Here is a 24,820-nt window from a genome sequence, read left to right as displayed (position 1 = left end):
GAGCGCCTCCGCAGTAGCGTGATCACAGATGAACCTTTTCGGTCAGGGTAGAACTGGTTACTCAGGGTAAGGGGCGCCGCTCGCCCCTCCCTCGCGCCCCCTGTTCCCCCTTGCCCTGCCCGCCTCCTGGTGCACACGCAACCGACAGGAATTCACGCCGCCTTACCCCGGGTAGTGCGAAGAATTTCCCGATCGACGTCCAGGGGGCAGCAAAACGAGTCCGAAAGTGACAGGTTTATTTTGACTCCTGATCGATGCATCCCTGAATGTCGTTCACATGTCCGACACATCCGGAGCCTCCACCGGGGGCCCCATGCGCTTGCGCGACTTCCGACTCCTGCTCGCCGGAGCCGCCACGGGACAGTTCGGCGCTCAGGTGACGCTGGTGGCGCTGCCCCTCGTGGCCGTTCTCGAACTCGACGCCCCCGCCTTCCAGGTGGGCCTCCTGACCGCCGCCGAAACAGCCGCCTTCCTGCTCGTCGGGCTGCCCGCCGGTGCGCTCACCGACCGCATGCGCAAACGACCCCTGATGATCCGCGCGGACCTGGTGCGCGCCGTGGCCATGCTGAGCATTCCCGCGGCCGCGCTCGCCGACGTCCTGACCATGGTCCAGCTGTACGCCGTCGCGCTCGTGACCGGCGTGGCGACCGTGTTCTTCGACGTCGCCCATCAGAGCTACCTGCCGCAGATCCTGCCCCGTGACCAACTCGTCGCCGGGAACGGCGCGCTGGAGACGGTCCGGTCCACCGCCCACGTCACCGGCCCCGGCATCGGCGGCGGACTGGTCCAGCTCGTCGGAGCGCAGTTCGCGGTCCTCGTCGACGCCGTCGGCTACGTGCTCTCCGCCCTGTTCCTGCTCCGCGTGAAGCAGACCGAGGAGACACCCGAGCGCGCCCCCGGGAGGTCCCTGCGCAAGGAGATCGGCGAGGGCGTCCGCTTCATCTTCGGGCACCCCCTGCTCCGCGTCATCGCCTTCACCACCGGCCTCGCCAACTTCTGCACGGCCGTCCTGATGGCGACACAGACGGTGCACCTCGTCCGCGTCGTCGGCCTGGAGGCCGGCGGGCTCGGTCTGGTGCTCTCCGCGTCCGCCGTGGGAGGTCTCCTCGGCGCCTTGTGCGCCGGACGTCTCGCCGCCCGGCTGGGACAGGCCCGGGTCATCCTCCTGTCCCTCCTGGTGACCGGCCCGTTCGCGTTGCTGTGGCCCCTGTCCGGGCACGGTCTCACCGGCGCGGTCCTGTTCGCCGCCGGTTCGGCGGTCGTTTCCTTCGGCGCCGTCGTCTACAACGTCGCCCAGGTCAGCTTCCGCCAGGGGATGTGCCCGCCACGGCTCCTCGGCCGGATGAACGCCACCCTGCGCTTCCTCATGTGGGGCACCCTGCCCCTCGGCGCGCTCCTCGGCGGAGCCCTCGCCCAGTCCTACGGGTCGCGTACGGCCCTCGCCTGCTGCGCCGTCGGCATTCTCGCCGTCCCCCTGCCGCTGCTGCTCTCCCCCCTGCGCCGGATGCGGGACCTGCCCGCCGCGCAGCACGACGAGCACCACGAGCACCACGACCACGACGGCGCCGTCGGCGCCGCCCCCGGAACCCCCCGGGACACCGCCGCCGCCACCGACGGCGACGAACGCCCGGCTCCCGCACCCACGGGCTGATGCCGGCAGCCGCCGCCGCCACACCGTTCCCCCCGACCGCGGACACGACGAAGAGGACGACGTGCTCAGCATCACCAGTCAGTACCTGGCCCGCTACCGACGCCTCGCCGGCGACCGGTCCGACACCCTGCTGCCGGTCACGGGAGCACAGCGCCGCTTCGTGCTGGTGCGGTCCCTCGACCCGTCGGGACGCCCCGACCTCGTACCGATGTTCTTCGCGTTCCCGTACCGAACCATCGACCCCGAAAGGCTGCGGGCCGCCGCCCGAAGACTCGCCGCCCGGCACACCGCCCTGCGCTCGCGCGTCGGCGTGGTGCGCGGCACCCCCGTCCTCAGCGTCCCCGCCGACCCGGACGCCGTGGTGACCCGGCCGGACCTCCTGCCGGGGGAGTCGCCCGCCGACGCGATCCGTCGCGCACTGGCCTCCTGGGACGCGCAGGGCCCCGCCATGCGGATCCTCCTCGTGAGCGACGAGGAACGCGAGGAGGACATCCTCGCCGTCGTCCTCGACCACGCCGCCTGCGACGGCCGTTCGCTCGCGCGGATCGTCGACGAACTCGGCGCAGCCTACGACGAGGACGACCCCGCAGCGACGGCCGCACCGGAGGAGACGCACGCCGAACTCGCCGCCTACCGGGACGCCGTCCTCGGCCAACTCGCCGCCGAGGAACGGGCGGAGACGCCCGAGGCGGCCGCGTACTGGGCGGACCGGCTGCGCGCGCTCGACACCCACGCCCCGGCACCCAGCCCGGCCCGCGTACCCGAGGGCGCACGGCCCAGCGGCGCCGCGCAGGCCCGGCTGCCCGCGCACGACGGCGGCGGCGTGTCCTTCCCCGGACTGCTCGACGCCTGCCGCTCCGCGACCCGCGAGCTGTACGGCACCGACCGCACGGTCCCGCTCGGCTACCCGTGGGGCGGCCGCCCCACCGGAGCGGAACCGGTCATCGGCTGCTTCCTCAACACCCTCGTCTTCCCGGTCGGCACGGGCCGCGGCTCAGGCCCCGGACCCGGACCCGGACCCAGCACCGGCACCGGCACCGGCTCGGAGGCGACGGCCGACGCCTGGTGGGACGACCTCGACCGGGCCGACGTACCGTTCGACGCGGTCGTCACCGCCGTACGCTCCGCCGGCTCGCGCTGGACCGGAGGCCTCGACGGCCTGCTCACCGTGGACGACGACACGCGCCGCCCGCCGCTGAAGCTGGCCGGAGCCGAGGGACGCGAGATCCACGTCGACGGCAGGCCGGTCCGCGCTCCCTTCGCCCTGTCCGTCACGCAGGGAGCGGAAATCCGTCTGCGGATGGTCTGGGACCGGGCGGTCCTCGACGACGAGACCGCACACCGGGCCTTCGACGCGCTCACCCACGCGCTGCGCCCCTCGGACCCCACCGTGCGCTGAAACCCCCGCTGCCGCACATCCGGTCGCCGCCGACGGCCCCCGCGCCGCAGCGGCACCACCGCCCCGCCCCGGGAACGGCGCGCGCCCGCCCGCCGCCGCTCCCGTCACCCGATCGGCCCGACGCCTCGCCGCACCCCGGCCGCCCCGGGGCCCCGTACCGACCCGCGGCCCGCGCGCCCGGCGCTCACGCGCAGCCGCGCGACACTCACCGGCGCGGCCCGACGCCCCCGGCGCATCCCCCGCCGCCGCGCCCCCAGCCTCCCCCCACGGCAATCCCCCCACGCAGAAAACGGCACCGCGCGACCCGCGGCGCCGCCCGCACCTCCGCCGGACACGACCGTGACCGGCCCGGAGACCGACCCGACAACCTCAGGGATCGCCCATGTTCGCCCTCTCCTCCTCGCAGGAGATCGTCTGGCTGCACGAGCAGATGCAGCCCGGCAGTCGCGCCTACAACTTCACCGCATCACTCGACCTGTGGGGCACGCTCGACACCGAGGCACTGCACCGGGGGCTCGCCGCCACCCTGGCACGCCACCCCGGCCTGCGCCTCGAACTCGTCGCCGCCGGCGGATCCGTACCGGCGCAACAGGTCGCACCACAGTGCGCGCCGAGGCTGCACACCGTCGACCTCAGCACGGAGGAGGACCCGGAGGCCGCCTTCGCGCGTCTGCTGCGCACCGAGGCCGAGACCCCGCTCGACACCTTCGAGGCACCGCTCATCCGCTGGACGCTCGTACGACTGGCCGAGCGCCACCACCGGCTCGTCCACGTCGAGCACCACCTGATCCACGACGGACACTCCTTCGCGATCCTGCTCGACGACGTCTTCCGCGTCTACCGCGCCCACGTCCTCGGCGAGAGCCTGGAGCTCCCGCCCGCCTCGTCCTATGCCGACCACGTCCGGGAGCGGGCCGAAGCCGCGTACGCCCCCGAGTCGCTCGACTTCTGGCGGGCCGAACTCCGCGACCAGCAGCACGACCTGCCGCTCCCGGGCCTGACCCGCCCCGGTGCCCGCCGCAGGCACCACGGCGGACAGCTGCGCCAGACGATCGGTGCCGATCTCGCCGAACGCCTGCGCGCCCACGCCCGTACGCGCGGCCTCACCCCCTTCGCCACGCTCCTCGGGCTGTTCGCCGAGCTCCTGCGCCGGCACAGCGGCCGCTCCCGCATGGTCATCGGCACCGCCGTCGGCAACCGCCCCCTCGGCTACGAGGACGCAGTGGGCATGTTCGTCAACACCATCCCGCTGCCGCTCGCCCTGGACGCCGCCGCCCCCGCCCAGGACACCATGGACGAGGTCACCGACACCCTCATCCGGGCCCTGCCGCACCAGGACGTGCCCGTCCAGGAGCTGACCCGGGCCCTGGGCATGCACACCTCCGGCGCCGACAACCCGCTCTTCTCGGTCATGTTCAGCGCCCACGACGCACCGCTGCCCGAGATCGACGTTCCCGGCCTCGACATCACCCTCTTCGAAGGCTTCAACACCGGCACCACCCGGTTCGACCTCGATGTGGTCCTGCTCCCCGACGACCGGCGCGGCGTCACCACGCGTCACGGCGCGCCCGGCATGACGCTGGTCTGGGACTACGACATGGACCTCTTCGGCGAGGACGTGGCCCGCCTCGTCTCCGGCCGCTTCCTCGACCTGCTGCGCGCCTATCTCGACAGCCCCGTCACGCCGCTGGCCGACCTCGCCCCGACCGCCGTCGAACCGGCCGCCGAGGCCCCGCCCGTCCCGGCCGACCGCGATCCGCTGGACCCGGTGGCCGCGCACCACCCGTCGCTGCCCGCCCTGCTGTGCGGCGCCCGCCGCCTCACCTACGGCGAACTCGACGAGCGCGTCGGCGCGCTCGCCGAGCGGCTGAAGGCCGCGGGCGTGACCGCCGGCCGGCCGGTGGCCACGGTGCTGCCGCGGGGGACCGACTCGGTCGTCGCCCTGCTCGCGTGCCTGCGGACCGGCGCCGTCCACTGCCCGCTGTCCCCGTCCGACCCGCCGGCCCGGCTCGGCCTGCTGCTGGAGCGGCTCGCCCCCGCGCTGGTCCTGACCGGTGACGGCACCCCGGACCTGCCGGAAGGGCTGCCGACCGCCCGGATCGACGCCCCGGTACTGCCGCCCGCGCGCGACGGCGCCGTACTGCCCGCCGCCGCGTACGTCATCCACACCTCCGGCTCCACCGGGACGCCCAAGCCGGTCGCCGTCGGCCCCGCCGCCCTGGTGCACCACATGACGGCGACCGCCGACCGGTTCGGCCTCACCACCTCCGACCGGGTGCTGATGTTCGCGCAGCCGTCCTTCGACGTGGCGCTGGAGGAGGTGCTGCCGACCCTGCACGCCGGTGCGTGCCTGGTCCTGCCCGAGCACGAGGTGCCCACGGGCGCGGAACTCGCCGAACTGCTCGCAGCGGCCCGGGTGACCGTCGCCAACCTGCCCACCAGCTACTTCCTCGCCACCCGCGAGGACCTGCGCCCCGCCCTGCGCGACGAGAGCTGGGCGCCCAGGCTGCTGGTCCTCGGCGGCGAACGACTGCCCGCGGAGGCGCTGAGCGGCGTCCTCGCCGACACCGACGCCACCGTGCTCAACGTGTACGGGGTCACGGAGGCGGCCATCAGCTCGACCGTTCACGAGATCTCCCGAGACGCCCTCGCGGAAGGCGTCGAGATCCCCCTGGGCACCGAGCTCCCGGGTGAGCGGATCCACGTACTGGACGCCCACCACCGCCCGCTGCCAACGGGGGCGGTCGGTGAACTCGCCGTCGCCGGGCCCGGCCTCGCCGAGGGCTACCCCGGCAACGCGGACGCGACCGCCGCCCGGTTCGTCACCGTAGACGCGCTCGACGGAGAGCGCGTCTACCTGACCGGCGACCTCGGCTACCGCGGCCTCGACGGGCTGCTGTACTTCCTCGGGCGGCGCGACAACCAGATCAAGCTGCGCGGTCACCGCATCGAGCTGGAGGAGATCGAGGCGGCGGCGTCCGCGGCGCTCGGCGGCCGCTCCTGCGCGGTCGTCCTGGACCGGGAGGGCGCGGGCGGGCCCCGGCTCGTCGGCTTCCTCGAAGGCGCCGGGAACGGAGCCGACGGCCCGGCCTTCGACGAGAAGGCCCTCCACGCCGAGCTGAGCCGCCGTCTGCCCGGCCCCCTCGTGCCCGCCCGGTGGGCACCCCTGGACAGCATGCCGACCCTCGCCGGCGGAAAGCCCGACCGTGTGGCGCTGTCCCGCAGAGCGGCGGAGCTGGACCCCGAGGGCACCGCCACGCCCGGGTCCGAGGACGCGTCTCGCGCAGACGCAGACGCAGACGCAGGCACCGGCACCGGCAACGGCACCGGCACCGGCACCGGCACCGAGCATGAGCCGGCCACCACCGCCGCCGCGCCCGTCGATCCGATGACGGCCCTGCTCACCGAAGGCTGGCGCAAGGTCCTCGGCCACAGCCGGTTCGACGCCCGGTCCCACTTCTTCCACAGCGGGGGCCACTCCCTGCTGGCCGCCGAGCTGGCCGCCTGGCTGGAGCCCCGGCTGGGCACGCGCCCGCCGCTGAAGGTGCTCTTCCGCAACCCGGTGCTCGCCGACCAGGCCGACGCCCTCGCCGCCACCGCCACCGCCCTCGCCGCCGCCTCGACCTCCACGGAGTCGTGATGATCCAGTCCCCGACCGCAGTGGTCCGTCCCACCGCGCCCCTCGACAGCGCCGCCGCGCCGAGCATCGCGCACGGCCCCTCCGCCGAACCGACCCGTGTGCTCACCCGCTTCGAGGACTGGGCCCGGCGCACCCCGCAGGCGCCGGCGGTGATCGACGCCACCCGGACCTGGACGTACCAGGACCTCGACGCGGCGGCCGCGCGCGTCGCGGCCGCCCTCGGCGACCGCGTCCGGCCCGGCGACCTCGTCGGCGTCTGTCTCGACCGTTCCGCCGCCCTGGTGGTGACCGCCGTCGCCCTCGCCCGGATCGGCGCCGTCTACCTGCCGCTCGGCCCCCGCCCCGGGGAACGCCGCACCCAGGCCGTCACCGAGGACCTCGACGTGGCCTGCCTCATCGGCGACCCCGGCGTCCTGCCCGAGGCACACCGCGGCGGGGAGCACGCCCCGCTGCCGCTGCCCACCGAAGGCGTCAACGCCCCCGCCACCGCGGTCGCCGCCTTCAGCGAAGCCGTCCGCGGCACCCGGCGCGCGCCCGAGGGCTCCCTGTACGCCGTCCTCACCTCCGGCTCCACCGGCCGCCCCAAGGCGGTGGCCGTGGCCGAGCCCTCGCTCTCCGTCGCCCTGGACTGGTACCGGGCCGAGACCGGCCTCGCGCCCGGCGACCGCCAGTCGCTGCTCATCGGCGTCGCGTTCGACCCGCACCTGCTGGAACTGTGGGCCGCCCTGACCTCGGGAGCCGCCCTCGTCCCCGCGCCGGACGACACCCGCTGGGACAGCCGCGTCCTCACCGACTGGTGGCGTGACACCGCCCTCACGCACGCCGTGGCGGCCACCCCCACCGTCGAGCCGCTCCTGAACCGGCCGTGGCCGCAGGGCCTGAAGCTGCGTCACCTCGTCGTGGGCGGCGACCGTATGCGCCGCCGGCCCGGCGCCGACGTCACCGCCACCGTCCACAACGCCTACGGCCCCGCCGAAGCCACCGTCCTCACCACCGCCCACACCATGCGCGGCACCGACCCGGAGGCCGGCGACCAGGCCCCGCCCCCCATCGGCACCGCGCTGCCGGGCGTCACCCTCGTCGTCACGGACGAGGAGGGCCGCCCCGTCGCCCGCGGACAGGAAGGCGAACTGCGCGTCGGCGGCCACTGCCTGGCCCTCGGCTACCTCGACCCGGAACTCACCGCCCGCCGCTTCACCGCGCCCCCGCGGGAAGCGGAGCTGCCCGCCGTCGACCGCCTGTACCGCACCGGTGACCGGGTACGGATGAACGCCGACGACAGCCTCGACTTCCTCGGCCGCCTCGACGACCAGGTGAAGATCAGCGGAGTACGGATCGAACCGGTCGAGGTGGAAGCAGCCTTCGAGCAGGACCCCCGCGTGCGCACCGCCGTGGTCACCGTGCTGCGCGACAGCTCCGACCACGGCCGCCTGGTCGCCCACGTACGGGCCGCCGACGGCGCCGACCCGGCGCCCGGGGAACTCCTCGACGCGGTCCGCGCCTGGCTCCCCGAGCAGGCGGTCCCCTCCGGCGTACGGATCGTCGACGGCTTTCCGCTCGACGCCAACGGCAAGGTGGACCGGCCGGCCCTCGCGGCCCTGGCCCGGTCCGAGGCCCCGGGGACGCACCGGACCGGCACCGCGGACGCCCCGGCCGACGCCGACACCGATGCCGGCGCCACGCCCACCGAGCGGCTCGTGCTGACGACCGTGCGCGACCTCCTCGGCCGGCCCGGCACCGCACTGGCCGACAACTTCACCGACGCCGGCGGCACGTCCATCATCGCCGCACGCCTGCTGGCCGCCGTCGAAGCGGAGACCGGCGTACGCCTGCGCGCCCCCGAGCTGCTGCGCAGCCCCGACCTGCGCACCTTCGCCGCCCTCGTCGAACAACGCCGGACCCCGCGCCCGGAAGGAGCCTGACATGACCGCGCCCCACCCGACCGCACCCGCCACAACCGCACCCGCCACAACCGCGCCGGACCTGACCCTGCCCGACGCGACCACGACCGCGCCCGGCAGGACCGCCGGCAGCCCGCTGGCCGCCGCCCCGGCGCCCGGCAGGGCGACCACGCTGCCCGCGCTCGTCGCCCGGCAGGCCGAGCTCACCCCCGACGCCCTCGCCGTCGTCGACGGCGACACGACCCTCACCTACGGCCGGCTCATCCAGGCCGGCCACGCCCTCGCCGCCCGCCTGCGCGAACACGAGGTGGTCCGCGGCGACCGGGTGGCCCTGCTGACGACGCGCTCGTACCGGACCGTCGTGGCGCAGCTCGGGCTGTGGCTGGCCGGAGCCGTGTGCGTGCCCCTCGATCCGGCACAGCCCAGACCGCGCACCGAGGCGATGATCGCCGATGCGGAGGTGACGCTCACTCTCGGCGATGCGAAGCTGCTGGACGCCGCCACACTCCCCGGCCCCGTACTCACCCTGCCCGAGGAGCCGCTCACGAGCGGCCGTCCGGTCGACGAGTCCGACCCGGACAGCCCGGCGTTCATCATGTTCACCTCCGGCTCGACGGGCCGCCCCAAGGGCGTCCTCGTGCCGCACGGCGCCATCGCCGAGCTGGTCACCGCGCCCGACTACGTCACCCTCAACAGCCGCGACCGGGTCCTGTTCCACTCGCCCATGACCTTCGACGCCTCGACGTTCGAGGTCTGGGTCGCGCTCGCGGCCGGTGCCGCAGTCGTCGTCTGCACCGAGCAGCGGCCCTCCCTGGAGGACCTCGCCCGGCACGTCGAACGGCACGGCGTGACGGTGGCGTTCTTCACCACCGCCCTCTTCCACCAGCTCGCCGCCCGCCGCTCCCGGGTCTTCGCCCAGCTCCGCTCGGTCGTCGTGGGCGGCGAGGCGATGGCCGCCGCCCAGGCCCGCGAGGTGCTCACCGCCTTCCCCTGGCTGGAGCTCGTCAACGGCTACGGACCGACCGAGACGACCACCTTCGCGACCGCGCACCGGGTCACGGTGCGGGACTGCGAAGGGCCGGTACCGATCGGCCGGCCCATCGCCGGGGCCACGGCGCACGTCCTCGACGCCGCCGGCCGCCCGGTCGCCGAGGGCGGGCGCGGCGAGCTGTGGATCGGCGGCAGCAGGCTCGCCCACGGGTACACGGGCCTGCCCGAACTCACCGCCGAACGGTTCGTCGAGCATCCCGCCGCCGGCGGGCGGCTCTACCGTACGGGCGACATCGTCTCCCTCCGCCCCGACGGCATCCTGCAGTTCCACGGCCGCAACGACGACCAGGTGAAGGTACGCGGCTTCCGCATCGAACCCGCCGAGGTCGAACACGCCCTCCGTGAGCAGCCGGACGTGGACGACGCCGCCGTCACCGTCGACGGCGCGGGCACCGCCGAGGCACGCCTCGTCGCCTTCGTCGTCGCCGCGCCCGGCCCGGTGCCCACCGGAGCGGCGCTGCGCGAGCGGCTGACCGGGGCCCTGCCCGCCCACCTGGTGCCCGACACGGTCACCGTGCTGGAACGGCTGCCCCTCACCCCGGCCGGCAAGGTCGACCGGCGGGCCCTCACCGGACGCGTACGCACCGCCGAGAGCGGCCCCGCCGACGAGCCGGCCGCGATGACCCCGCTGGAACAGGCCGTGGCCGAGGTGTGGAGCCAGGCACTGGGCACCGAGGTGACCCGCGCCGACTCCGAGTTCCTCCTCCTCGGCGGCCATTCGCTGCTCGCCCTCGTCGTCACCGAGGACCTGCGTGAGGAACTCGGCGTGGAGATCGCCCTCGCCGACTTCTTCGCCGCCCCGACCGTCGCCGCCCAGGCCGCGCTGGTCGAACGCGCCCTCCTGGACGCCCACCGAGACCTCCACCCCGAGACACCGGAGCACAGCGATGCCCACTGACGCCGACTCCGCGGCCCACGAAGACCGTCAGCGACTCCAGCGGGAACTGCTGCGCCGGGCCCGCGCCGGAACGGCCCGGCGCACGGCGGCCGGACCCGCCACCGCCCCGCCGCCCGCCACTACCCCGGCGCCCGCCACTACCCCGGATGCCGCCACCGCCGACGAGGCAGGAAGCGGGCCGCAGACCGGAAGGGTCCCGCTGTCCCGCGCCCAGCGCCGCATGTGGCTGATGGAACGGCTCGGCGGCGCGGGCGACTCGTACCACGTACCGTTCGCCACCCGGCTGCGCGGCCCGTTCGACGTGGCCGCTCTCGCCACCGCCCTCACGTCCCTGGTGGCCCGGCACTCCATTCTCCGCACCCGCTACGCCGAGCACGAGGGCGAGCCCTACCAGGAGGCGCTCCCCACACCGCGGACGGTCCCCGTGCACGTCGTCGACACCGACCCGGCGCAGGCCCCCGCACTGCTGCGGCGCGAGAGCGCCCGGCCGTTCGACCTCACGGCCGCAGACGCCGTACGGGCCCTCGTCCTGCGCCACGGACCGGAGGACCACACCCTGCTGCTGACGTTCCACCACATCGCCATGGACGGCGCGTCGCTGGAGACCGTGGCCGCCGAACTGGCCGTGCTCTACGCGTCCGCCACCGGCGCCGCGACGGCGCCGGCCCTCGCCGAGGCCCCGCAGTACGCCGACCACGCGCGCCGCGAGCACGACAGCCTGCCCGGCTTCGATACGGAACTGAAGCACTGGAGCGACCTGCTGGCCGACGCCGCCCCACCGCGCCTGCCCCGGCGGGCGGCGGACGCACCGCAGACGGCCGGGCGGCCCGCGGCCGTGCACACCGTGCCGCTCGCGCCGGCCGTGCCCGACGCACTGCGGGCGCTCGGCGCACAGCGGCACGCCACGCTCTTCGCCGTGACCCTCACCGCGGCCTTCGCCGCACTGCACCGCCTCACCGGCGACGAGGACCTCGTCATCGGCGTGGCCGGCACCCACCGCAGCGGAACCGCCATGCGCGGTCTGGTCGGCCTGTGCGTCAACACCCTGCCGGTACGCGTGGACGCCTCCGGCGCCCCCACCTTCGCGGAACTGCTGCGACGCGTGAACGAGGCACTCCTGGAGGCCCAGCGCCACCGGCACGTCCCCTTCGACCTGGTCCTCGAACGCCTCGGCGCCGGAGCGCGCGGAGCCGACGGCACCGCGCTGGTCCGCGTCACCTCCGACGTCCTCGGCGAGCCGACGGTGCTCCGGCTCCCCGGCACGTCGGCCGAGTACGTCGACGTCCCCTCCGACGGTGCGAAGTTCACCTTGTCGTACGGCCTGGCAATGGACGCCGCCGAGCAGCCCCGGGCACTCGTCCAGTACGACCCGAACACCTTCGACGACACCGTCGCGGAGGCGGCCGTACGGGACTACGCGGCGCTGCTCCAGGCGGTGGCGGCCGACCCCGGTCTGGCCCTGGGCGAGCTGCCCCTCTCCGGCCCGGAGCACGCCGCGGCCACCCGGGACGGCTCCGCCCCGGACGACGGCGGCCACCCGGCCGCGCAGGCCCTGCGGGCGCACCCGGACGTCGCCGACGCCGAGGTGGTCCGGCCCGGGCAGGGGCCGGCCGTCGCCTACGCCGTCCTGCGCGACAGCGTCGGCCCGTCCGGCCACGAACTGCTGGGCCTGCTGCGCCGGTCGCTCGCGCCCGAGGACGTACCCGCCGCCGTGACGCTGCTCGACGCGCTGCCGCGTACGGCCGCCGGGCCGCTCGATCCCGCACGGCTGCCCGGGCCGTCCGGGCCCTCCGCGCCGAGCGCTCCCGCCGATCCCCGGGCCGCAGCGGTCACGGAGGCCTTCACCGCCGTGCTCGGTCCCGTTCCGACACCGGACGACGACTTCTTCGCCCTCGGCGGCCACTCCCTCAAGGCCGTCCAGCTCGCCGAACGGCTGCGTACGGACCTCGGACTGCCGCTCACCGGACTCGACGTGCTCCAGGCCCGTACGCCGCGGGCACTGACCGCCCTCCTCGGCGAACGGGCGGCACGGCAGAGCGCCGCGAAGGCCGTCAGCAGGCCGGCCCCCCGCTCCCGGGACGTCCGCCCGGGCACGGTACTGGTCACCGGGGCAACGGGTGGTGTCGGCGCCTTCGTCGTACGTGAACTCGCCGCCCAGGGGCGTCCCGTACTGGCACTGGCCAGGCCCGAGTCCGCCCATCTGATCGCCGTCGAGGGCGTCGACGTCATCGAGGGCGACCTCTCCGACCCGGACGGGCTCCGGGACGCCGTCGCGCAGGCGGACGCGGTCGTCCACGCCGCCTGCACCTTCACCCGGCACGACGTGGACCTGGCGGCGATGCGTGCCATGGTCGACGCCTGGCGGCGCGGACCGTTCGTCTTCGTCAGCAGCGTCGACGCCTACGGCCACCCCGGTACGGAGCGGGTCGCCGAGGAGTCGGCGCCCCACGAGCCGGTCAGCCCCTACGGCAGGGCCAAGCTCGACTGCGAGGCCATGGTGCTGGGTGCCGCGGGTACCGGGGGACGCGGGGGTGCGAGCGCCGTGCGGTCACCGATCGTCTGGGGTGCGCACGACCGGCTGCGCGAGCAGCTGCGCTGGGGCGCCATCGGCACGCTCTACCAGGCCGCCCGCGAGGGCCGGCCGATCGAACTGCCGCGTCCCGGGACCGGCGGACACGCCTGGTACGGAGCCGCCTGGGTGCACGCGGCCGCCCTGGCCCGCGCGGTGGCCGAGTGCCTGGACCGGCCCGTTCACGGCGTCGCCAACGCGTGCAGCGGCCACGTGTCCTGGCGCGACCTCGCCCAGGACCTCACCGAACTCCTGGGTTCCGAAGCGGAGTTCCGCGAGACGGCGACGGTTCCCCGGGACCTGGACCACCGCTGGCACTACGACAGCAGCCGGCTGGCCCGGCCTCTGCGGCCCCGCCCCGGCGAGGACCGGCGGACCGTACTGGCGGAGATGACCGCCGCCACGGCCACCACGGGCTGACCCGTGGCCCGCTGACCCGCCGACGGGCCGTCCGCCGTCCGCCGTGGAAAAGGTTCGGGCACCCCCCAGGGGGTGTCCGGCGGATCAGGGCCGGGCCCGGGCCGTCCGGCACCGCGGCCTGCCGCGTTGTCGTCGGTCGCCGACGCTCCGCGTGGGCTCCCTCCTCCGCCTTGCATCCCACGGCACCGGACGCCCCGGGCTGTCCGACCCCGATCCGCCGGACACCCCCTAGCGGGGGTGCCCGAACCGCCAGAGGACGTGGACCACGCGCAGCACCGCGAGGAGACCGGCGACCACGGCCCCCGCCGTCCGGAGGACCTCCTCGACCGCGGCGGGGAGGGACCAGACCAGAGTCGGCCCGGCGATCGCACCGAACATGACGGCGCCGAGGAAACATGCGCTGACCAGCGCATAGCCGATCTCGACGGTGATCGCGTCCCGTTCGGCCCGGCTCTGTCGTGTCGTCGTCATGGTGGTAAGGATCGCACCCGGCCGGGCCGCGGACCAGGGGTTCTGCGGTTGTCGGCGGGCGCTTCGGCGGGTCCGGACGGGCGGCGGTCGGGCCGTCGGGGTGGTGTCGCATCCGTATCGGGGGGATCCGCGGAACACAGTGGACGTGCGGCACGTGCCGCACGGACAGGTGAGAGAGGTGGTCGTATGTCCGCATCCTCGGGCGGGACGGACGGGACGGACGGGACCGACGTGCTGGTCGTCGGGGCGGGTGTCGCCGGGCTGGCGTGTGCCCGGGATCTGGCCGCGGCCGGCGTGAGCGTACGGGTGGTGGAGGCGGGCGACGCGGTCGGCGGCCGGATGCGTTCGGACCGGATCGGGGGCTTCGTCGTGGACCGCGGGTTCCAGGTGTTCAACACCGCCTACCCCCAGGTCCGGCGCAGGTTCGACCTGAAGGGACTTCGGCTGAGGCCCTTCACGCCGGGCTTCCTCGTCCACACTCCCACCGGCAGACTCGCCTTCAGCGATCCCACCCGCCGACCGCGTGCGCTGCCCGAACTGCTGTCGGGCCGCCTCGCCGGCCCGCGTGACGTGGCCGCCCTCGGCCTGATGTCCGCCCGCGACATGCTGCTGCCCCCCGGCCGGCTCAAACGGCGCCCGGACACCACCGCCCGCACCGCCTTCGCCGACGCGGGGATCTCCGAAGAGTTCGTCGAGAGGTTCTTCCGGCCCTTCGTGTCAGGGGTCTTCCTGGAGGACGAACTGGAGACGTCAGCCCGGGTGTTCCACCTGGTCTGGCGGAGCATGCTGCGCGGAACCATCTGCCTGCCGACCGAGGGCATCGGGGCGGTTCCGCGGGCCCTCGCGGCCGGTCTGCCCGAGGGTGCCGTACGACTGGAGACTCCGGTGACCGGGCTCACGGACGACGGCGTGCTGACGGCGGCGGGAGTGGAGATCCCCGCACGCGCCGTCGTGGTCGCCACCGGACCGGGGCCCGTCTCGATGCTGCTCCCCGAGGTCGCCCTGCCCGCCTACCGGATCGTGACGACGTACTACCACGTCGCTCCGCGATCGCCCCTCGGCGAGCCGACCCTGCTCGTGGACACCCGCCGCCGCTTCCTCAACACCTGTGTCCTCAGTGACGTCGTGCCCGCCTACGCCCCGCCCGGCCACTCCCTCGTCGCCACCTCGGTCCTCGGGCGGGACGGGCAGGGGCGTGAGCGCGAGCTCCGGGCCGCGCTCGGCGAGGCGTACGGGACCGGCACGGACGGCTGGGACCTCCTCACCGTGCGCACCATCGAGGACGCGCTGCCCGCCATGGCGCCGCCGCAGCCGCTGACCCGCACATCGCGGGTGTCGCCGGGCCGGTACGTGTGCGGCGATCACCGTGCCACCGCTTCCGTCCAGGGCGCGCTGGCCTCCGGCGCGCGGGCGGCCCGTGAGGTCCTGCGCGATCTGCGCGAGCTGCGGGCCCCGGGGGGAGCCGGGGGAGCGGGAGCGGGAGCGGGGGTCAGCCGGTACAGGTGATCGAGAAGGGGACGGGGTGGGAGAGAGCGCGGGTCGGGCGCTGGAGTTCCACGGCCATCCCGGTGCTCAGGGTGCCCCTCTTCGCGTAGGCCGTCAGCCGGATGGTGTCGCGGCCGGTGGGGTTGGCCCTGTCCCCGATCGACAGCGTGCGCCACCGGGGGTCCACCACCGAGCCGTCGCCGGACACCCACCGGTAGGAGATCCGCGTCGGCCTGGTGGCGGTGAACGTCGCCGTGAACGCCGGGGCCCGGCCCTCGGGTATCGGGCAGCCGCCGGTATAGGTCGTGTTCGTCCCCGCCACCGACACCCGTACGCCCGAACCACCCGTACTGTCCGAGCCGCCCGCGTTGTCGTCCCCGTTGCCGGCGAAGGCGTAGGCGAGCCCGCCGGCGACCAACAGGCAGGCGGCCGCGCCGACCGCGACGAACGCCGCCGCCCGCTGCCTGCGCGGTGGGGCGGAGGCCGCACGGGGCCCCGGAGGCCGCCCGGCCGGGGACGCCGCCGTGGCCGCGGCCGGCCCGGCCTCCTCCGGGGCCGGCAGGATGCGGGAGGCCATGGTGGTGACGTCCGCGCCGCCCGCGATGTCGCCCAGGGCTGCCGCGACTTCGGCGGCGGGGGTCCGCTCGGCCGGATCCTTGCGGAGCAGCCCGGCGATGACCGGGCTGAGCGGGCCGGCCCGGGCCGGCGTCGGCGGTTCCTGTTCCACCACGGCCCGCAGGGTGCTCAGCGCGGTGTCGTGCCGGAACGGGGAGATCCCCTCCACGGCGGCGTACAGCAGCACTCCGAGGGACCACAGGTCGGACTCGGGCCCCGAGGAGCGGCCCAGCGCCCGTTCCGGCGGCAGGTACTCGGGCGAGCCGACCACCTCACCGGTCATGGTCAGGGCGGTGCTGCCCTCCACCATCGCGATCCCGAAGTCGCTCAGCACCACCCGTCCGTCGTCGGAGAGCAGCACGTTCGCCGGTTTCACGTCCCGGTGTTCCACCCCGGCGGCGTGCGCGGCACGCAGCGCGCCCAGCACCTCGGCGCCGATGCGCGCCGCCTGCCGCGGGGGGAGGGGGCCCGCGGCCCGCAGCAGGTCGGCCAGCGACCGGCCGCGGATCAGTTCCATCACGATCCAGGGCCGGTCGTTCGCCACGACCACGTCGTGGACCGTGATCACGCCGCGGTCGTGTATCCGGGCCGCCGCCCACGCCTCCCGCTCCAGCCTGCCGTACATCCGTGTGATGTCGTCGGACCCCAGACCGGCCGGGGCCCGTACCTCCTTGACGGCGACCTCCCGGTGCAGGGTTTCGTCATGAGCCCGCCACACGGTGCCCATGCCGCCCTCGCCGAGCCGCGACAGCAGCCGGTAGCGGCCTGCGATCAGCCCGTCCGCGCCGGCCGCACCCGCCGCCGTCCCCGCGGGTGCCGCGGTGGTCTCAGCCAGGGTCTCGGATTCATTGTTGTGCATGGGGGCGGTCTCCCTCGTATCACCGGCCGACGCGAACATCACGTACGGCGCCCGGAACGGGTTCAGGGGGACTCAAAGATGCTCGAACCAGGTGGTGGTGCGCTGAGCAGTTCGGCCAGCCTCAGCGGGTGCAACGGCGGCCGACCTTCGGCGCCGGTCGCTTCCCGGCGGCTCGTGGGCCGTGCCGCGCTCCGCCTGTTCTCGTAGGCCGAACGGGCGGGCACGCGGTGGGGCGTGCGGGGAGAGCGCGCGTGTCCCCGTACGCCCGGAGCGCACCACCGGAGAGGTGTCGGAGCCAGGTCCCGGCCCGTTGTCAACGGGCAGCGGGACCCGCGCAGATTGTCACTCTATTCCCGCCTTCGGATGGCTCAGGTAGGTCTGTGGATCTTCGCGTGCTTATGCTTCACCCGCTATGACGCAAAGTCACGACTCTCACACGTCACGTGAATCAGCCGATGTGGTCGTCCTCGGCGCAGGCCCCGCCGGACTCGTCCTCGGAGTCCTGTTGCACACCGCCGGAATCGACTGCGTCGTCCTGGAACGCGCCTCCCGCACCCATGTGCAGACCCGGGCCCGAGCCGGGTTCCTCGCCCCGAACACCGTGCGGATCCTGGAGCGTCACGGCCTCGCCGACGGCCTGCACAGCAGCGGTCGGCGCCACGGCACCTGCGAATTCCGCACGGAGGACGGCCGGTTCCGTCTCGACTACGGGGCCCTCGGCAACGGGGGCCACCACCACGTCTACCCGCAGCAGAACCTGGTCACGGACCTCCTGACCCACTACCTCGCCATCGGCGGACGCATCCGCTTCCACACCGAGGCGGTCGTCGTGCGGGACGCGGACGGCACGCAGCCGTATGTCACGACGCGCGAGCCCGACGGCCGGCCCGCCCGGTGGACCGCTCGCTACGTCGCCGGCTGTGACGGCAGGCACGGGGCAGCGCGCCGCTCACTGCCCCCGGGCGCCGTCCGCCACCACCAGCACGACCACGGCGTGACCTGGCTCGGCCTGCTCGCCGAAGCCCCGCCGAGCCTCGACGCCGTCGGGTACGCCATCCATGCCCGCGGCTTCGCCGGACACATGGCCCGCACCCAGGACGTCACCCGCTACTACCTGCAGTGGCAGCGCGGCACACCCGCCGACTCCTGGTCCGAGCAACGGATCTGGGACGAACTCGACGCCCGCATGCGCGCCGAGGACCACGGCCCGCTGCGCCGGGGCGGGCTCCTGGAACGCGCGGTCTTCGACCTGACCTGCGACGTGGTCGAACCTCTGCGCCACGGCTCGCTCTTCCTGGCGGGCGACGCGGCGAGCCTGCTCGCCCCGGCCGCCGCGAAGGGCGCCAACCTCGCCGTGCTGGAGGCCGAGATCCTGGCGGAAGCCCTGACCGGCGCCCTCGTCCGGGGGGACACCACCGGACTCGACACGTACTCGGACCGGTGCCTGGCGCACATCTGGCGTGCACAGGAGTTCACCGGGTGGATGACCCGCCTGCTGCACGCGACATCCGACACATCCGACCGTGACGACCACGGTGCCGGATCGTTCTTCCTCGCCGCGCTGCAGCGTTCACGGCTCAACTCGCTGCGCACCTCCCGCATCCACCAGGACTGGTTCGCCGAGAACTACGTCGGCGTGTGACCGACCCACCGACCCACAGACCCACCGACCCACAGACCCACCGGCCCAGCCGCCGTATCCCTGTTCCCCTTTCGTCTCTTCCTCCGCCTTGCCATGCCTGCGCCCCGCCAAGCGATGCCCTGCCCTGCCCAGCCCAGCCCCGTACCGGCTTGAGGACACCCCCACGATGACGACGACCTTCCCCGACAAAACGTTGCTTCCGGACGACACCGCCAGCCTGCGCGCGGCGGCCCGGTTCGTCCGCGAGCACGACAGCGCCGCCCTGCTCCCTCTCCTCCTGCCCGGCCTCGTCGGCCCGGACCTGCAGGCGCTGGCCGGGCACTGCCGGTTCGCCCACGCGGGGTTGCTGCTCTTCCCGCCGGACGCGGACGTACTGCGGGCCCAACTCGCCGTCTGCGGACTGGCCGTCGACACACCCTCCCACCCCAGCGTGGTGGTCCGGGAACGCCTCGCCCGGCGCCACGGGCGCGACCCCGCCGAGCTCGACGTCCGGATCCTGCGCCCACAGGTGCCCGGCCGTCACGGGGAGCGGCGCGCGGTCGAGGTGTTCGCCCTGACCGTGCCACCGCACTCGGGCCTGGAACCGATCGCCGCGCACGAACGCGCCCACCAGCACGAGGCGCACCTCGCCTTCGAGATCGAGGACCCGGAGCCGCTGGCCCTGCGCGGCCTGTGCGCGATCCTCGTCCGGCACGGCGCGAGGCCCGACGGCGGCGGCTACAACCCCCACGAGGACGGCACGGTCCTTTACTTCACCCTTCCCGTCGACGCGGCCTGCGACTACGGGCGGCTGGAGCTGTACGCTCGCGGCGACCACCGGGACACCCTCGCCGCCCATCTCGACCACCCGGGCCACCCCGGTCACCCGGGCCACTCCGGTCACGCCGAGGACCCGTACGACCGCACCCGCCGCGACGGGCGACAGCCGGCCGAAACGCTCCTCCACCTCCTCACCGGCGCGTGGACGACACAGGCACTCGCCGCCTCCGCCCGGTTGGGCCTGCCCGACGTCATGGACACCCGTACCGCGTACCGGAGCGAGGACCTCGCCCGGCTGACCGGTACCGACCGCAGGAGCCTGGCCACGCTCCTGCGCTACCTCGCCATGCTCGGCGCAGTGACCCAGGAGCCAGAGCCGGAGCCAGAGCCGGAGCCGGAGCCGGGCCAGGAGTCGCATCGCAAGCAGGAACGATTCCGCCTGACGGAGCTCGGTGCGCTGCTGCGCGCGGACGTACCCGGTTCGATGCGGTCGCTGGCCCTGATGTACGGCGGCCCCTTCTACCGCTCCTTCGGCGGCCTCGACCATGCCGTGCGCACCGGACAGCCGGCCTTCGACCACCTCTTCGGCGAGAGCCACTTCGACCACTTCGCCCGCGACCCCGAACTCGGCCCGCTCTTCGACCAGTCCATGGCCGCGAGTTCACGGATGTTCCACCCGCTCCCCGGCCATCCGGTCATCACCGCCGCCGCCCGGGCGCACGCCCCGGCGACCGTCGTCGACGTCGCCGGGGGGAACGGAGAACTCCTCGGCAGGATCCTCACCGCACACCCGCGCCTGCGTGGCATCCTCCTCGAACGCCCGCACGCCGTCGCGGCCGCCCGTCGCCGGCTCGACGCAGCGGGCTGCGGCGCGCGCTGCGACTACCGCCCCGGCGACTTCGCCGACGTACCGCCCGGCGGCGACGTCTACGTCCTCTCGCGCGTCCTGCACGACTGGGACGACGACCGCTGCCGCGAGATCCTCCGCCACTGTGCCCGTGCGATGCCCGCCCACGCGGACCTGCTCGTCGTGGAACGCCTCCTGCCCGCCGACGGCTCCCCCTCGCTGGCCAGCGCCTGGGACCTGCACATGCTGTGCAATGTCGGAGGCCGCGAACGCCGCGCCGACCACTACGCACGCCTGCTCGCCGACGCCGGCCTCTCACTCGTCGGCCACAGCCCCCTGCCGCTGGACGCGCACGTGCTGCACGCCCGCAAGGCGGCCGCGGCCGCGGCCGGCGCGGCCGCCGTACCGGATCCGGTCACCCGGCGGAGCTGAGGCGGGACGTCCCTCCGGCGGAACACCCCTCGGGTGCACCCGCCGGAGGTCCGCCCGGACGCCGGAGCGCCGGGGGGACCGGCCGGTCGCGCGCCCGGGTGCTTCGGTCAGTCGATGACCGCGATGGCTTCGACCTCCACCATGTGCTCGGGTACGTCCAGGGCCGCCACACCCAGCAGCGTGGCCGGCGGGACCGGGGTGATCCCCAGCTTCGCTGCCGCCCGGTCCATCCCTTCCAGGAGCCGGGGCATCTGGTCGGGGGTCCAGTCGACGACGTGGACGTTCAGTTTCGCCACGTCGTCGAAGGTTGCGCCGGCTCCGGCCAGGGCGGTGCCGACGTTCAGATAGCACTGCTCGACCTGCGCGGCGAGGTCGCCCTCGCCGACCGTGACGCCCTCGGCGTCCCAGGACACCTGTCCGGCGATGAAGACGAGCTTCGATCCGGTCGCCACCGACACCTGCCGGTAGGCGTCGATCGCGGGCAGTCCGGTGGGGTTGATCAGCGTGACGGCCATGGCTGCTTACTCCTCAGGTCTCTTGTGGTTACTCAGAAACCGTAGGAGAGTGAGCGCTGACGTGGAAGAACGCACTTTTCAGTGACTGGGGAACCCAATGGTTACCAAGCAGTTCACCGGCTCGCCGGAGGACGCGGATCTGCGGCGCGCGGACTCCCTGGCGCGGGAGATCTTCTCGGACGTCGCCAACAAATGGGCGCTCCTGATCATCGAGGCCCTGGGGGAGCGGGTCCTGCGCTTCAGCGAGCTGCGTGACGAGGTCGAAGGCATCAGCCACAAGATGCTCACGCAGAACCTGCGCATGCTGGAGCGCAACGGTCTGATCGAGCGGACGGTGTACCCGGTGGTGCCGCCACGGGTGGAGTACGCCCTCACCGGGCCGGGCCAGGCGCTGCGGGTGACGATCGACTCGCTGTGCGACTGGACCCACCGCCACCTCGGCCACATCGAGGCCGCCCGCCGCCGCACGGATACGGCGGCCGCGGCGGACTCGCCGGACACGGGGCGGTGAGCTGTCCCGGAAAGACCTGCCGGAGGACTCCGGTGGAGGACGCCGCCGGGAGCTTCGGTAGAGGGCTCCAGTGGGGGAAGATCGACTTCCCGGTTGAGGGACTCGCCGCGAAAATGGGAGAGGGTGAGCGACCGGGAGGCTGAGGCGCGTGATGGCCGATTCAGAGGACGCACTGACCATACGCGCTGTCGCCGAGCGGCTGATGAAGTCGTACCCACAGGTGGACGCCGGCCTGGTGCACAGCTCGGTGCAGACCGCGTACGAGGAGCTCAGGTACGCCCGTGTGCGCGCCTACCTGCCCGTACTGATGGAACGCAGGGCGCAGGACCTCCTGCCCTCGGACGAGTGAACACAGGATGGGTGCCGTGATCACACCGCATGCGACGCCGAAGCCGTGGTGCCGGGGCGACGGCAGGTCCTACCTCTCGCTCTGCTCCAAGGACTCGGTCCTGTCCATCGGGTCCGTCGGATCGGTCCTGTACTGTCCTGGCGCTCACGCGACGGATTCATGACGGCGGGATTCGGCGCCGTGGCCACCGTCACCGCTCACTTCGCCCTGAGCAGCTGGTCGACCCGCGGCACGGAGAGCCCGGTCAGTTCCGCAACCTCCTTCAGGGTGCGGCCCTGCCTCAACTCGCCCATGGCGGCGCTGCGTATGAGCTTGGCCTCCTTGGCGCCGGTGAGCATGTCATCGGTGACCAGCCGGGCGCCGCGTTCACGGGTGAGCGGGGAGTCGATCTCCGCGAGGCGCGCACGGACCGCCTGCATGTACTGGTCCGTCAGGGTACGCAGATCGGCGTACGCCTGTTCGTCGTTCGTGCTGGTATCGGTCATGCGGGTCAGCGTACTTCGGCGCGGGGCGGTTTCTGGATCCTCTGTCACGCAGCGCGCGTCAAGGGCCGATTCCCCTCGCTGTGACGCAAATTGACGGTACGTCGGCACTCGTGGCGGCTCGCCGGGGAGGCGTGCGGCGGCCTCCGCGCCGGCTCCGCGGCCGCCGCCGTGTCCGGCGGTGACCGCGGATCACATCGAGGCGGTGGGCCCCGTCACGTGATCTTCTGGCTGGTTCCGTCGGGCAGGGTGCAGGTCTCTCCGCCGTAGGGGATCGACTTGACCTGCCCGCCGGCGTCCGTGCATTCCTCCCGGGTGATGGTCGGGAACGCGGCCGCCTGGGCGCCGGCGGTACCGACGGCTGCTCCCGCGCCGGCCAGGGTCGCTGCGGCCAGGACGAGGCCCAGCGTTCTGCGGATGCGCATGGCTTCCTCCTCTCGGGCGCCTCACTCGGCCCGGTGGGAGAACAGCCCTCAGGCCGAAGGTGCCCTGCTTCCCAGCATGGGCGCTGCCCGCGGGGACCGCGAGGTGAGCCGGACCGCGAGGCGAGCCGGACACCGCCGCGGGAGCGTTTCGCACCCGGCGGGGCAGCGCGGCCCCCAGGCGGCCAACGTGGAGGCTCTCTGAACCGCCGAAGGCGAGCGGGGCGGCCCGGTCCGCCCCCCATGACCTGGACACCCTCGTGACCTACCGGAACAGGCGGTCACCGGACGTGGCCATGCGGTGGGTTCCGCCGTTGCGGTTCACCCAGTCGCGGATGAGGCTGATGGAGTTGGCGCACTGCCAGCTGTCGTCGTACTCGCGCACCCCGGTGAAGGACCCGTAGCCCGCGATGATGCCGTCCACCCGGCCGTCGCCCAGCAGCTTGTCGACGTACCACGGGTCGTTGTACGTGGTCGTCCAGGACAGTGTGGCCGCGAGGCGACCGGCGTCACGGTCCGCAGCGCCCTTCTTCAGCTCCGCGCACGTGTAGTACGTGGCTTCCGTGCAGTTGCCGAACCCCTTGGTGATGTCGCTGTCGCCGTAGTCCATCACACGGCGGCCGGCGGGGAATCCGGAACCGGAGCGGTTGAAGGCGCCCTGCACCCGGTCGCGGGTTCCGGTCGTCGTGATCCCCTCCAGGGTGCCGAGCCGGCCCTCCAGACTCTTCCAACCCCTGCCGCCGACGTCCGGGTTGCTGCCGCCGTGGTACTCGAAGAACCCGTAGAGCACCGGGATGCCGGCGGCCGTCAACCGCTGCGCCTTGTCACGGAGTCCGGCGACGCTGCACCCGCGGTTCTCCTTCTCCCCACAGTAGTTCGGGTCCTTGATGTCCAGCCACACCAGGGCGAGCCTGCGTCCGGCACGGGCGTGGGAGAGGATGCGGTCGATCATGCTGTCGAAGCTGGGGCCCAGCCGGTTGTCACCGGCCGAGGAACAGTCGTGGTAGGCCCGCCATTCGTTCGGGTTCCACCAGGCGCAGACGTCTATCTCGATGCTGTTGGAGCCGTGTTTGAGCGCGGCGTCCACGCCGTCCAACGTGTTGACGCGATGGGCGATGGCGTAGACGGGGCGACGCTGGTCGGCCGCTGCCGCTGCCGCTGCCGCCGGGGCCGTACCGATTGCGGTGGTCCCGATGACCGCGCACAGGGCCGCGATCAGTACCAAGAGCGTTCGCGGGCCGGTCCCGCGCCTGAGGTGGGTGGTCAAGAGCGTGCTCCGTCATGTCGGTTTCCGGGGCGGACGACGGGTCTCGTCCGTCACAAGCTGACATGTGGACAGATGCACGATGAACCGGCCCGGTTGGGGGCGGCCGACCGGATGGCGGGAATTCGCCGGGAAGCCCTGGTTCAGGTCCTCCAGGCTGAAGCCGGGGATGCGGGAGCCCGCAACCGGCGGCCACTCCGTCGGGCGACCGCCCGATGCCGCCCCCTGGAGCCGTGGAGCCGTGGAGCCGTGGAGCCGTGCAGCCCGCGGTCGCCGTGGACCCCGAGGTCACTCGGGATGCGCCACCGCGTCCTTCTGCAGCTCCACCGCCGCCAGGAGGGTCAGCTTCCGTTCCGCCCGGCGCAGCGCCTTCACCGCGGCGACCGAGCCGATGTCCCCGGTGAAACCGGCGGCGGCCAGCCGGGCGCGGACCCAGCGGGCGCGCAGCCGGGGCTCGTCGGCGCCAGCGGCGGCCTCGACGACCGCGACGGCGCGTTCCAGGCCCGGGCGCTCTTCGGGGGTGGCCTCGGCCAGCGCCCGGCGCAGGGACGCCACCACCGTGTCCGAGTCACGGATGGGCAGTACGAAGGTGTGCTTGGTGTCCGTTCCGAGGAATTCAGTCATGCCGATCATCGTGCT

18 protein-coding genes are annotated in these 24,820 nt (G+C 73.9%); 11 read left to right on the top strand and 7 right to left on the bottom strand.

All coding sequences use genetic code 11. From position 1 onward, the window contains the following. Positions 1–277 precede the first annotated feature (277 nt). The 6 genes from NRK68_RS02470 to NRK68_RS02445 all read left to right on the top strand — a co-directional run bounded on the left by NRK68_RS02470 (position 278) and on the right by NRK68_RS02445 (position 13,528). Positions 278–1,651, top strand: a complete 1,374-nt coding sequence (locus NRK68_RS02470) for an MFS transporter (protein WP_257854725.1) — start codon at positions 278–280, stop codon at positions 1,649–1,651. A gap of 61 nt (positions 1,652–1,712) precedes the next feature. Further along, positions 1,713–3,050, top strand: a complete 1,338-nt coding sequence (locus tag NRK68_RS02465) for a condensation domain-containing protein (RefSeq protein ID WP_257854723.1) — start codon at positions 1,713–1,715, stop codon at positions 3,048–3,050. Positions 3,051–3,432: 382 nt separating this feature from the next. After that, on the top strand, positions 3,433–6,690 hold the full coding sequence (locus NRK68_RS02460; RefSeq protein ID WP_257854721.1) for a non-ribosomal peptide synthetase: 3,258 nt from the start codon (positions 3,433–3,435) through the stop codon (positions 6,688–6,690). Next, entirely contained in the window at positions 6,690–8,612 is a 1,923-nt protein-coding gene (locus tag NRK68_RS02455) for a non-ribosomal peptide synthetase (protein ID WP_257854720.1), read from the top strand. The genes NRK68_RS02460 and NRK68_RS02455 overlap by 1 nt, the downstream gene beginning before the upstream one ends. Before the next feature lies 1 nt (position 8,613). Further along, entirely contained in the window at positions 8,614–10,539 is a 1,926-nt protein-coding gene (locus NRK68_RS02450) for a non-ribosomal peptide synthetase (RefSeq protein ID WP_183065968.1), read from the top strand. Beyond that, positions 10,529–13,528 (top strand): condensation domain-containing protein, encoded by a 3,000-nt coding sequence (locus tag NRK68_RS02445; RefSeq protein ID WP_257854719.1) that lies wholly within the window; start codon positions 10,529–10,531, stop codon positions 13,526–13,528. Before NRK68_RS02450 ends, NRK68_RS02445 begins: the two co-directional genes overlap by 11 nt. A gap of 228 nt (positions 13,529–13,756) precedes the next feature. Here the strand turns inward: NRK68_RS02445 and NRK68_RS02440 are convergent, their stop codons facing one another. Continuing rightward, positions 13,757–13,999, bottom strand: a complete 243-nt coding sequence (locus NRK68_RS02440) for a DUF6332 family protein (protein WP_183065970.1) — start codon at positions 13,997–13,999, stop codon at positions 13,757–13,759. 186 nt (positions 14,000–14,185) lie between these two features. Between NRK68_RS02440 and NRK68_RS02435 the strand changes: the two genes are divergently transcribed. Further along, positions 14,186–15,505: an NAD(P)/FAD-dependent oxidoreductase gene (locus NRK68_RS02435; protein WP_257854716.1), complete on the top strand. Its 1,320-nt coding sequence runs from the start codon at positions 14,186–14,188 to the stop codon at positions 15,503–15,505. Here the strand turns inward: NRK68_RS02435 and NRK68_RS02430 are convergent. After that, positions 15,489–16,958, bottom strand: coding sequence for a serine/threonine-protein kinase (locus tag NRK68_RS02430; RefSeq protein WP_257854714.1), 1,470 nt, complete (start codon positions 16,956–16,958; stop codon positions 15,489–15,491). The genes NRK68_RS02435 and NRK68_RS02430 overlap by 17 nt on opposite strands. A 412-nt stretch (positions 16,959–17,370) precedes the next feature. Here NRK68_RS02430 and NRK68_RS02425 point away from each other — a divergent pair, with 412 nt between their 5' ends. Together NRK68_RS02425 and NRK68_RS02420 are read left to right on the top strand one after the other, a co-directional pair. Further along, positions 17,371–18,600: a 4-hydroxybenzoate 3-monooxygenase gene (locus tag NRK68_RS02425; protein ID WP_257854712.1), complete on the top strand. Its 1,230-nt coding sequence runs from the start codon at positions 17,371–17,373 to the stop codon at positions 18,598–18,600. 166 nt (positions 18,601–18,766) lie between these two features. Next, entirely contained in the window at positions 18,767–20,638 is a 1,872-nt protein-coding gene (locus NRK68_RS02420; RefSeq protein WP_183065974.1) for a methyltransferase, read from the top strand. 107 nt (positions 20,639–20,745) lie between these two features. Here NRK68_RS02420 and NRK68_RS02415 read toward each other — a convergent pair whose 3' ends face one another. Continuing rightward, positions 20,746–21,153, bottom strand: a complete 408-nt coding sequence (locus NRK68_RS02415; protein WP_183065975.1) for a RidA family protein — start codon at positions 21,151–21,153, stop codon at positions 20,746–20,748. Between the two features lie 97 nt (positions 21,154–21,250). Here NRK68_RS02415 and NRK68_RS02410 point away from each other — a divergent pair, with 97 nt between their 5' ends. Next, entirely contained in the window at positions 21,251–21,664 is a 414-nt protein-coding gene (locus NRK68_RS02410; RefSeq protein WP_183065976.1) for a winged helix-turn-helix transcriptional regulator, read from the top strand. 151 nt (positions 21,665–21,815) lie between these two features. Beyond that, the gene (locus tag NRK68_RS02405) at positions 21,816–22,013 is read left to right on the top strand and encodes a three-helix bundle dimerization domain-containing protein (RefSeq protein ID WP_183065977.1); all 198 of its coding nucleotides are present in this window, start codon (positions 21,816–21,818) and stop codon (positions 22,011–22,013) included. Between the two features lie 197 nt (positions 22,014–22,210). Here the strand turns inward: NRK68_RS02405 and NRK68_RS02400 are convergent, their stop codons facing one another. The 4 genes from NRK68_RS02400 to NRK68_RS02385 form a co-directional block, all read right to left on the bottom strand. Next, positions 22,211–22,498, bottom strand: coding sequence for a hypothetical protein (locus NRK68_RS02400; protein ID WP_183065978.1), 288 nt, complete (start codon positions 22,496–22,498; stop codon positions 22,211–22,213). 212 nt (positions 22,499–22,710) lie between these two features. Continuing rightward, on the bottom strand, positions 22,711–22,920 hold the full coding sequence (locus NRK68_RS02395) for a hypothetical protein (protein WP_183065979.1): 210 nt from the start codon (positions 22,918–22,920) through the stop codon (positions 22,711–22,713). 262 nt (positions 22,921–23,182) lie between these two features. Beyond that, positions 23,183–24,184 (bottom strand): PI-PLC domain-containing protein, encoded by a 1,002-nt coding sequence (locus tag NRK68_RS02390; protein WP_257854708.1) that lies wholly within the window; start codon positions 24,182–24,184, stop codon positions 23,183–23,185. A gap of 285 nt (positions 24,185–24,469) precedes the next feature. After that, positions 24,470–24,805: a hypothetical protein gene (locus tag NRK68_RS02385; protein ID WP_183065981.1), complete on the bottom strand. Its 336-nt coding sequence runs from the start codon at positions 24,803–24,805 to the stop codon at positions 24,470–24,472. Positions 24,806–24,820: the final 15 nt, after the last annotated feature.

This window comes from Streptomyces yangpuensis (assembly GCF_024666385.1).
Taxonomy (GTDB): Bacteria; Actinomycetota; Actinomycetes; order Streptomycetales; family Streptomycetaceae; genus Streptomyces; species Streptomyces yangpuensis.
Note: the sequence above shows the minus strand (reverse complement) of the source record. Positions and strands in the feature narration are given on the sequence as shown.